Origin of the sequence: Natrialba chahannaoensis JCM 10990, from assembly GCF_000337135.1 — an archaeon.
In the GTDB taxonomy this organism is placed as follows: domain Archaea; phylum Halobacteriota; class Halobacteria; order Halobacteriales; family Natrialbaceae; genus Natrialba; species Natrialba chahannaoensis.
Genome location: NZ_AOIN01000045.1, coordinates 40,577 through 49,786 on the forward strand (window position 1 = coordinate 40,577; position 9,210 = coordinate 49,786).

9 protein-coding genes and 2 pseudogenes are annotated in these 9,210 nt (G+C 58.7%); 8 read left to right on the forward strand and 3 right to left on the reverse strand.

The window, feature by feature from the left end; genetic code table 11:
• Positions 1-10 precede the first annotated feature (10 nt).
• The 5 genes and pseudogenes from C482_RS07365 (at position 11) to C482_RS07385 (ending at position 3,988) form a co-directional block, all read left to right on the forward strand.
• Positions 11-499, forward strand: coding sequence for a TspO/MBR family protein (locus C482_RS07365; protein WP_006166900.1), 489 nt, complete (start codon positions 11-13; stop codon positions 497-499).
• A gap of 227 nt (positions 500-726) precedes the next feature.
• Positions 727-1,676 (forward strand): annotated as a pseudogene (locus C482_RS07370) (transposase).
• Positions 1,677-1,788: 112 nt separating this feature from the next.
• Entirely contained in the window at positions 1,789-2,616 is an 828-nt protein-coding gene (locus C482_RS07375; RefSeq protein WP_006166902.1) for a helix-turn-helix transcriptional regulator, read from the forward strand.
• 180 nt (positions 2,617-2,796) lie between these two features.
• Entirely contained in the window at positions 2,797-3,096 is a 300-nt protein-coding gene (locus C482_RS07380) for a nickel-binding protein (protein WP_006166903.1), read from the forward strand.
• Between the two features lie 70 nt (positions 3,097-3,166).
• On the forward strand, positions 3,167-3,988 hold the full coding sequence (locus tag C482_RS07385) for a class I SAM-dependent methyltransferase (protein ID WP_006166904.1): 822 nt from the start codon (positions 3,167-3,169) through the stop codon (positions 3,986-3,988).
• Between the two features lie 165 nt (positions 3,989-4,153).
• Here the strand turns inward: C482_RS07385 and C482_RS07390 are convergent, their stop codons facing one another.
• On the reverse strand, positions 4,154-5,566 hold the full coding sequence (locus C482_RS07390; protein ID WP_006166905.1) for an FAD-binding oxidoreductase: 1,413 nt from the start codon (positions 5,564-5,566) through the stop codon (positions 4,154-4,156).
• A 146-nt stretch (positions 5,567-5,712) separates the two neighbouring features.
• On the opposite strand from C482_RS07390, the gene C482_RS07395 reads away from it, so the two are divergent.
• Together C482_RS07395 and C482_RS07400 are read left to right on the forward strand one after the other, a co-directional pair.
• Entirely contained in the window at positions 5,713-6,618 is a 906-nt protein-coding gene (locus tag C482_RS07395; RefSeq protein WP_006166906.1) for a helix-turn-helix transcriptional regulator, read from the forward strand.
• Between the two features lie 67 nt (positions 6,619-6,685).
• Positions 6,686-7,177: pseudogene (locus tag C482_RS07400) on the forward strand (RNA-guided endonuclease InsQ/TnpB family protein); the annotation flags it as partial.
• A gap of 114 nt (positions 7,178-7,291) precedes the next feature.
• Here C482_RS07400 and C482_RS07405 read toward each other — a convergent pair.
• Both C482_RS07405 and C482_RS07410 read right to left on the reverse strand, forming a co-directional pair.
• Positions 7,292-7,684, reverse strand: coding sequence for a pyridoxamine 5'-phosphate oxidase family protein (locus tag C482_RS07405; protein WP_006166908.1), 393 nt, complete (start codon positions 7,682-7,684; stop codon positions 7,292-7,294).
• Positions 7,685-7,767: 83 nt separating this feature from the next.
• Positions 7,768-8,484, reverse strand: coding sequence for a glycosyltransferase (locus C482_RS07410; RefSeq protein ID WP_049896553.1), 717 nt, complete (start codon positions 8,482-8,484; stop codon positions 7,768-7,770).
• 290 nt (positions 8,485-8,774) lie between these two features.
• Between C482_RS07410 and C482_RS22720 the strand changes: the two genes are divergently transcribed.
• Positions 8,775-9,062 (forward strand): hypothetical protein, encoded by a 288-nt coding sequence (locus C482_RS22720; protein WP_006166910.1) that lies wholly within the window; start codon positions 8,775-8,777, stop codon positions 9,060-9,062.
• The last annotated feature ends 148 nt before the right edge of the window (positions 9,063-9,210 follow it).

The following is a 9,210-nucleotide window of genomic DNA, read 5'->3' on the forward strand; positions in this document are numbered from 1 at the left end:
GATGTCCCGTATGGAGGGTGTACACGAACTCCCGCCACGACCGTCTGTGCGTGAGGTTGCGATTGCGGTCGGCATGGTCATCGGCGTCAACGTGATTGGCTCGTCGCCATCGTTCGTTTTCGGCTCGGATACGAGCTGGTTCGCCGAGCCGTGGTTCTTTCCACCGGGAATCGTCTTCGGGATCGCGTGGACGACGTTGTTCACGCTGATGGGGCTCGCGCTGTATCTCGTCTGGCGACACGGGACCTCTCAGAGCGATGTTCGCCTCGCAATTGCGATCTTCGCGGTACAACTCGTTGTCAACATCTTGTGGACGCCCGCGTTCTTCGGTCTACAGCGGGCTGATCTCGGCTTGCTCGTCATCGGAGTGCTCTGGGTCGCTGTCGTCGCGACCATCTGGGCGTTTGCCCGCGTCGATCGACTGGCGGCGGCGTTACTGATCCCCTACATCGCCTGGGTCTCGTTCGCTGCCGTGCTCAACTACACGATTTACGCCTAGGGTGTCATAGAACGGTTCGCACACCCGATTCGTCACTACCCTCCGCCAGTCAGTATGGGTGAACGATGTACCACGAGAGGTCGAGAACTATTGGTGATCTGTTAGAACTGGCGTGCTGAATACAGAGTATCGGCCTTGTTTAGACGCTCAAACGTTAGCAGTGTAGAGTCGATCGAACTCGTATCGCCGTGCTAGTAGCTCGGAGAAAATACCAAATCTACTAGGAAGTGAAGCGGGACGGATTCGTTGTGCACACGAAGACCTCCCGCTTCACAGAGAGGGTTGTGTCGCTCGCTCAAAAAGCCGTCGTTGGCCAGCCAGCTCCGGCTTACCGTCCGGGAGAAGAAGGCTACGCTGACTGGGTGATTCTCGCCGTTCAGGGATTGAAGGAGTATTTCGGACATCCTACCGGAAGCTGATGGACGTCCTCCGCGAGATGCCAGGAGTCACGAAATCACTCGGATTGACGCCTGAAACGGTTCCACACTTCTCGACGGTGTGTACGCGAAAGCAGGCAATTCCGATGAAGCGGTGGCGAGCGATCCTTGATCAGTCCGTCGAGCTGTATGATCTCGGTGATGTACAGGCGATCGACGCAACCGGTGTCGATCGCGTCCAGGCCAGCCAGCACTACGCAAAACGGACGGACTATACGTTTGAGGCGGTGAAGACGACGCTGCTCATTGATTGTGAAACCAGTGCGATTCTCGACATACACTGTTCTATGAAACAACCGCANTATACGTTTGAGGCGGTGAAGACGACGCTGCTCATTGATTGTGAAACCAGTGCGATTCTCGACATACACTGTTCTATGAAACAACCGCACGATACACAGGTCGGCTGGCAGGTGCTAGTGCGGAATCTCGACGATTTGGCGACTGTCGCTGCCGATAAGGGCTACGACTGGGAAGAGATTCGCACGAGGTTGCGTGCAGAAAGTATCACGCCGCTGATTCCGCAGCGAGACCCTGGAATGCGGGGGTGGGCGAAAAATTTGCTCATCAAGGATCGGGCGTATCACCAGCGACCGAACGCTGAATCGGTGTTTTTCGGACTCCGACGCAGATACGGTGATACGCTCTGGTCGAGAACCTGGTTCGGTCAATTCCGTGAACTTGTCATGAAATCCGCCGTCCGCAACATCGAACGCGCCATCGAGGACTCACACCCGTAAAATCACGCGTTCAAACAAGGCCCAGAGTATCTGTGCAGTATCACACTGTTGTTTATTTCACTAATCGGTAGTACGCCCCCAAATCTATAACAGAAGTATGCGTAGTATTGTCATGGATTCGTCAGTCGAAGATATCGAATTCATCGCCAGCTCCAAACATCGGGTCGGGGTACTCGATGCACTCGCGGACGGGGGCTGTGACCGGGATGACCTGCGGTCAGCCACCGGAGCTTCGTCTCCAACGATGGGCCGTGTGTTATCCGCGTTCGAAGAACGACGCTGGATCGAACGAAGTGGTCCGACATACGAGTTGACACCGCTGGGCGAATACGTCGCCGACCGGTTCGCACAGCTCCGCGAGGCGATGGACACCGAGCAAAAGCTCCGTGACGTCTGGCGGTGGCTCCCCCGCGAGATGGAAGGGTTCTCCGTGGAGCTCTTCGCGGACGCCGTCGTCGCCTATCCCGGACCGGGTTACCCGTACGAACCCGTCGAACGGGTCATAGACCTTGTCGATGAAAGCGAGTGGATGTGCGGGTTCGGGGCGACAGTGTTCAAGTCGATCGCCAACGAGGCGATCTGTCTGGAGGTCATCGACGGAATGGGGTTCGAGTACGTGTACCCGCCGGAGATTCTGGCAGCGACCGTCGCCTGGGATCCAGACATGGTCGAGAACGCAGCCGCACAAGATCACTGTACGGTCTGGGTTCACGACGACCTCCCCGACAAGAAGCGGTGTGGGTTCGGCATCTTCGAACATCGCGTCGGCATCTGCTGTCATGACGCGGAGTCCAGAGCACTTCAGGCGTGGATCGATACCGACGCACCCGATGCCCGCGAGTGGGCGCTTTCGGTCTTCGAGCGCTATCGTGATGAGGCCCGGCCTGCCGACGAGGACGCTATGACTGCCCCGATTCCCGAGGAAATCACGATCCCGTAAAACGATTCAGTAGCCTCGATTGGAGGCGGAGGAACAGTCACTGATGGGATCCACTGGCCCGACTCGGCCGCCGACTTTCTCGTGGTTGACCCGTCGTTCTGCTGCTTTCACCCCGTGAAATATTTCACTAAGTATTTACATTATCCTCGCACTCGTCGCTCCTCATGGGGGGAGATCACAATGAGCGAACCTGAACTGGAGGATTTCCTGATCCTCCGCGACTTGGACGAACCGCTTTCCGGAGAAACGTTCGAAGCCGCGGCCGAAGGGTCCGTGGACGCCGTCCAGGACCTCAAGGACGAGGGCGTCGGTATCCGGTGGGTGAAATCGGACGTGCGAACCCAACAAGACGGCGCAGTCGTCGGGACGGTCTGTCACTTCCAGGCCGAAGACGAGGACACTCTCTACAAGCACGCCGACCGTGCTGGACTTCCTGTGACCCGAATCGATCGCCACGGAAAGACGCTGGCAAACGAATGAGACGCCACGAAATGGATCGAGAACCGCTTGGAGAACACAGGATCCACCAAACACAGAAGCAGTACAACGAATGACCGACGAAACTCAATCCACTGACTACGCCGAGGTTACCAAACGCCAGCAGGAGACCTGGGCGACTGGCGACTTCAACGAGATCGCCCGGCAGAACGTGGTCATGGCCGAGGCGCTTTGCGAGGCTGTCGATCCCCACCCGGGCCAGCGCGTGCTGGACATCGCGTGTGGCAGCGGGACCGCAGCACTCGTTGCAGGCCGTCGGTACTGCGAGGTTTCCGGCATCGACTACGTCCCCGAATTGATCGACCGTGCGAATGCGCGAGCGCAGGCCAACGGACAGCAGATCGACTTTCGCGTTGGCGATGCACAGGACATGCCGTTCCCTGACGATACCTTCGACGTAGTGCTCTCGGTCTACGGGGTGCAGTTCGCAGCCGACCAGGAGCAGGCGGCACGTGAGCTGCTTCGGGTGTGTAAACCTGGAGGAAAAATCGGTCTGGCGGGACCGACTCCCGAGGGGTGGAGCGGCGACTGGTTCGAAGCGCATGCCCAGTACGTGCCGCCACCACCTGGCGTTGAATCACCGCTTCGCTGGGGGACAGCTGAGGGTATCGAAGAGCTACTTGGAGCAGGTATTCGTTCGATCGAGAATACACGGCGGACGGCACTCCAGTACTACCGGTCGATCGACCATGCGGTGGAGGTGTTCAGCACGTACTTCGGCCCGACGCTCCAAGCGCTCGAGCAGCTCGACCCTGCCGACCAGGAGAACCTCTTGGATGATCTCGGTGACGTCATGGACCGATACAATCGCGCGACGGACGGGACCGCAATCGTCGAGAATCAATACCTCCAGACTATCGCAATCAAAGACTGATTCGAAAAGAAAGATCAGTAACTGGACATCTGTCAGTGCTGCATTCGCGCTGTGAGTTCAGCACGAGCTGTTCAAACTACCCGACTTCTATCAGAAACACTGTGACACACTCAGAGCATGGATGCAGCAAATCGACTTCGGAACGACCTGCGTTGAATCATCCGTTCAGGCTCCAGCATCCTTCGACGGGGTGATGTTCTGGTTGCGGCTGAACACGTTCATCGGGTCGTATTTGTCTTTGAGCGCAACCAACCGCTCGTAGGCAGCGCCGAAGGTCGTCTCCATGGTTTCATCGTTGTCCTCCAGAAAGCCCGGGAAGTTCAGGTAGACCGAACCATCGGAGAACTGTCGCATGTCGTCCAGACAGTCCCGGACCCACGCAATGTTCGCTTCGTCGTTCGAGGGATCCTCCCAGTTCGCCTCAACGCCGAGCAGTACTGGTGCGTGCCGGCCGGCGAAGGCGCTCTCCTCGAAACCGACGTCGGTGATTGCGCCACCCAGTTGCCACACGTCGACCGTCGATAACGGGGAGGGGGCGCAGTCAGCCCAATAGGAGATTCGGTCGATCGCCGATTCGGAGAGGCCATCCAGATACAGTGACTTCCAGTAATACCGCATCCCATCCGGGTAGTCATCGTCGAGTATCTGTTGGAACTCCGTGTAGGCCATTATCCCGCTGAAGTCGGCGATCGGCTCGGCGAGATCTCGAAGGGGCTCCAACACCGCCTCGCCTTCTTCCGCTGGTCCCGCATAACACCCCAGGAAGCCAATCTTGAGATCGTCCAGTACGTCTGCAGAAAATAGGTCCTCGTCGCGCATCACACCGGCAGACGAGAGCGTGCTGGCTTCCTCCGGTGCCGTTGCGATATATTCCCGATAGGCTCGCAGACACTCGGTCAGCCGGTCTCCCGGATAGATGACAAAACACGTCGCCACCTCTGGCCCGACGGGGTGAAGGTCGAACTCGAATCCGGTGACGATACCGAAGTTTCCGCCGCCCCCGCGGAGCCCCCAGAACAGCTCCGGGTTCTCGTCCTCACTAGCGGTCAGGAACTCGCCATCTGCGGTGACAACATCGACTGAAACGAGGTTGTCACAGGTCAGGCCGTACTTACAGCGAAGGTGGCCGATCCCACCACCCAGAGTGAGGCCAGCTACGCCCGTCTTCGAAACGACGCCGCCAGGTGTCGCCAGGCCGAACGCCTGGGTTTCGTGATCGACATCGCCCCACGTGGCACCACCTTGGACCCATGCTCGCTGTGCGGCGGGATCGACCCACACGCCCCGCATCTTCGACAGGTCGATCACGAGGCCGTCGTCACAGACGGCCGTCCCAGCGACATTGTGGCCACCGCCCCGGACAGCCACAGGAAGGGCGGTTTCGTGGGCGAATTCGACAGTCTGGATAACGTCCGCCGCGCCCCGACATTGAGCAATCAGGGCTGGATATTTGTCGATCATCCCGTTCCAGACTGCGCGTACGTCGTCGTAGTCAGCGTCGCCAGGCTGAATGAGGTCGCCGTGCAGCGTTGCCTCGAACTGCTCGATTCGTTCGTCTTTGATAGTCGGTCGTGCCATATACGCTCAGTCGGCTGCAGTGTTGTTAGCCTCATTCACGGAGATACATTCGACGGGATACACAGTGTGTCAGGACGTGAGATGCCTCTCGCGTTGCGAACGATAGAATTACTGTCTGTGCCATACTATACCAAACAGTGAGTTCCATGGAGTTCCACGACGGAAACCATTCGACCGACGACCACCTCCCGCCTGGGTCACCGGTTCTGGAAGCAATCTTGGAGAATGCTCGAAACAAACAGTATCTCGGCCAACGGCTCGACGCCGCCGGCGATCGTGTTGACACGGACCTACTCGGGGATATCGTTCGGCATGGACCCGTTCTAGAAGCGCTTCGTGACGAACCACTCGACCGGCGAGAAATCGAAGAGCGCCTGGACGTCTCGCGGGCAACCAGTCACCGATTCACGCAGTGGCTTGACGAACAGGGCTTCGTCGAAAAGGTAGACGGCCGGTTCCAGCTGACCGGACCCGGTGAGGCCGTCGCCGACGAGGTCCTCCGGTTCGAGGCGAACGTGAGCACAGTCCATCGACTCTCACCGCTGTTGGACGCCGTCTGTGAGGATCACCAGGAGTTCGTTCTCGAACCGTTCGTGGACGCGAATGTCACGCTCGCCGAACCAGACGATCCCTACCGGCCGGTGGAACGGTTTCTCTCGTTGCTCGGGGAGTCCGAATCGTTCCGCGGGTTCAACACGACGCACATGGCACCGCTCGTTCTGGGCGAATTTCATCAACAGATATTCGAGGGTTCCGACAGCGAAATTATCTACCTACCACCCATCGTGGAGAAGCTGTTCGAGACCTATCCCGAGCGTGCCAGAGAGGCAACCGAGAACGGACACTTGGCGTTGCGAACGCGTGACGAGCTGCCGTATGGGCTGGCTATCTTCGACGGTCGTGTCGGTATCGGGGGATACGACGAGGGGACTGGACTCATGCAGGTGTTCGTCGACACGGATACGCAGATTGCGCGCGAATGGGCGGAGCGGGTTTACGCCTCAGTCAGAGCAAGCTCCGAGCCACTTGAGGAGAGCAGTAAAATCGGCTGAAAGTCTCCGAGAATTGTGCGTTTTAATGGGTGTTTGGTCTACAGTCATCAGCCTTGGTGAATAATATATCCAAAACTACAGGTATCGGCTCCGACCGTCCGACGCTCTCGCAGAACAGTTATCATGGACTGTCGATACCTGTAGGCAGGTCGACAACCACTTCCTTCACCGACTCAACCGCACCGACGACACCTCGGCATACAACGAGCAGAAGCTTTTGTCGAGCCTCAAGAAGTGGTGGCACGACCTGAAACACGTTCACTCGAAAGTCCTACAGAAAGTCGTTCAGCGGTTGTACAACAACCTCTCGACGCTTCGCGGTCGCAAAGAGAACGGCTACCGCGTCGGGACGCTCAAGTGGAAAGCACCGGGTGAGTACCGCAGGTTCACCTACAGTCAATCCGGCTTCAAGCTCAAGAACACGGGCGGTCGGACTCGACTGTGGCTCTCGAAACTCGGAGGAATCCCACTCACCTTCCACCGCGACCTCCCCGACGACGCCGAAATCAAGACCGTCACGGTCAAGCAGGAACCCACCGGCAAGTGGTACGCCATCCTCAAGCGCGAGCCGTCAAGCGAGCGGTAGGGTGGGGTAGTTCACGCCGAGTAAGCACCGAAACGCGAGCGCGTCGAGAACAGCCACGTGAACGCCTCAGTCGGTCACAAAACACTCTCAGTACGTCTGTGACGTCGCCGATCCCACATCGATCCGCACCAGCGTGTTATCTGCATAGGCGTCTGCAGGCGCGTCATATTTCGCGTTGATCTGCCGGCGAGCGTTCTCGTTCGCTCTCTCGTCCTCGACGATGGTCGCCGTCCCGAGCAGGCTTACCATCCACTGGGTCTGTCCACCCTCGTCAGCCTGTATCGAGAGAGCAACGCGCGGGTTCTCCCTGATGTTTGCCAGTTTCTTGCCGCTCGTCACGATTTCGACAGTCTCGTCCGACTCATCGTAGGAGTACCAGACCGGCGCGACGTGTGGCCGCTCGTCGACACAGGTGCCGAGATGGGCCATGACCGGTTCGCTCTCGAGTAGCTCGGCAGTCTCGGCTGAGACAGTAGACACAACTCGTTCCCCACGAGAACGGACAAAAGTGGTGTCCCGGCGGAGCCATGCCCGTCTGTCCGTATCCGAACCGCGACTCACGATCACGACCGTGAGGACTGGAGTCGCCCCGCATCCAGCCGTAGATAGTGCCAGAGCGTCCCTGTCAACCCGTCCGCGGCGATTCGACGACCCGAACTCGTGACGAGTATGTCAGGGTGGTAGGCCGTCGGATACTGACGACCGAGCCGGCGACTGAACGCCGTATCCTCGTTTGGCACGTCCGGAAAGCCGCCCACCTCGTCGAACGCCCGATGGTGCACGACGCAGTTGAACCCTGGCAACACCGGGGACGCAAGTCGCGGGAAAAGCTGGTTGATCGTTCCCTCCATCAGCTTCGCGCGCAGCGGACCAGTCATCCGACAGCGCGAACTCGCGGCGGCGAGTCCCTCGCGCTCGACGAACCCCAGCATTTCGGTGAGGTAATCGGCTTGCACGCGGGTGTCGGCATCAATGAACACGAGCCACTCGCCGTCGGCGTGGCTAGCACCGAGGTTGCGAGCCACAGCGATACTCGAGCCGTCCTCCTCGACAACCGTCGCGTTGTACTCGCGAGCAATCGCTCGCGTGTCGTCAGTCGATGCGCCGTCGACGACGATCACCTCGTACTCGTAGTCGGTGTCGAGCGCAGTGATACTCGAGAGCCCGCCGCGCAGGTACGCGGCCTCGTTTCGCGCGGGGATGACGATGCTCACGTCGATTGGTGGGTTTGCTGTCGACGGAGCCTCCTCGACTGCCGACCGAGTCGTGCTCGCAGACATCCTCTCGTCATACTCGCTCACTCGCGGGAGCTTAGTCGTGGTGGTGGTAGTGGTGGTGTACGCCCTGCGTAACTGCAGTCGTCCCCAGATATCGACGGATAGCCGCCGATCCGAACGCTCACGGCAACATACTGTGTCTATCATGAACTTTTATAATGGTTGGCCATGGTGGATTGAGTACAGACAATGTCGGTCGTACACGTACACCTCGGAGCGTAGTTTCGCTCGCACTTCACTCGTCCTCGAATCGCCTCTTGTGACACCCTGCAGCCCGAACATACCCGACCGACATGAGCACACGACACCGACCACAGACCCAGACGCGAACGCAAGCACAGACACAGACACAGACACGAACACAGACAGACACCACTACACACTTCGGCTCCAATACTGGAAGTGACGCAAGGACTGACACCGGAACGACCGGAACCAGTACCACATCGACGGCATCTGTCACCGCCCGCTCCCCAGCGACGTTCTCTCACCGCCACACTGACCGTCTCCAGAACCTCATCGACGAGTGGAACACCGCCTTCGCAAACTCTCGGTCACTGGACAACTCCACCCAGCCGTAGTCAGAGAGCGGTGGGACTCGAGTACATCCACTTACAGCCGCTGATCACTTCAGCTAACGGAGGAGCGTGTCATAGAATCCATCTCATAGCTTCTCACAGCCCGGTTCGTTTCCTCGCTCGTAGTTGGTGATTGCAACAACGAGTCGGA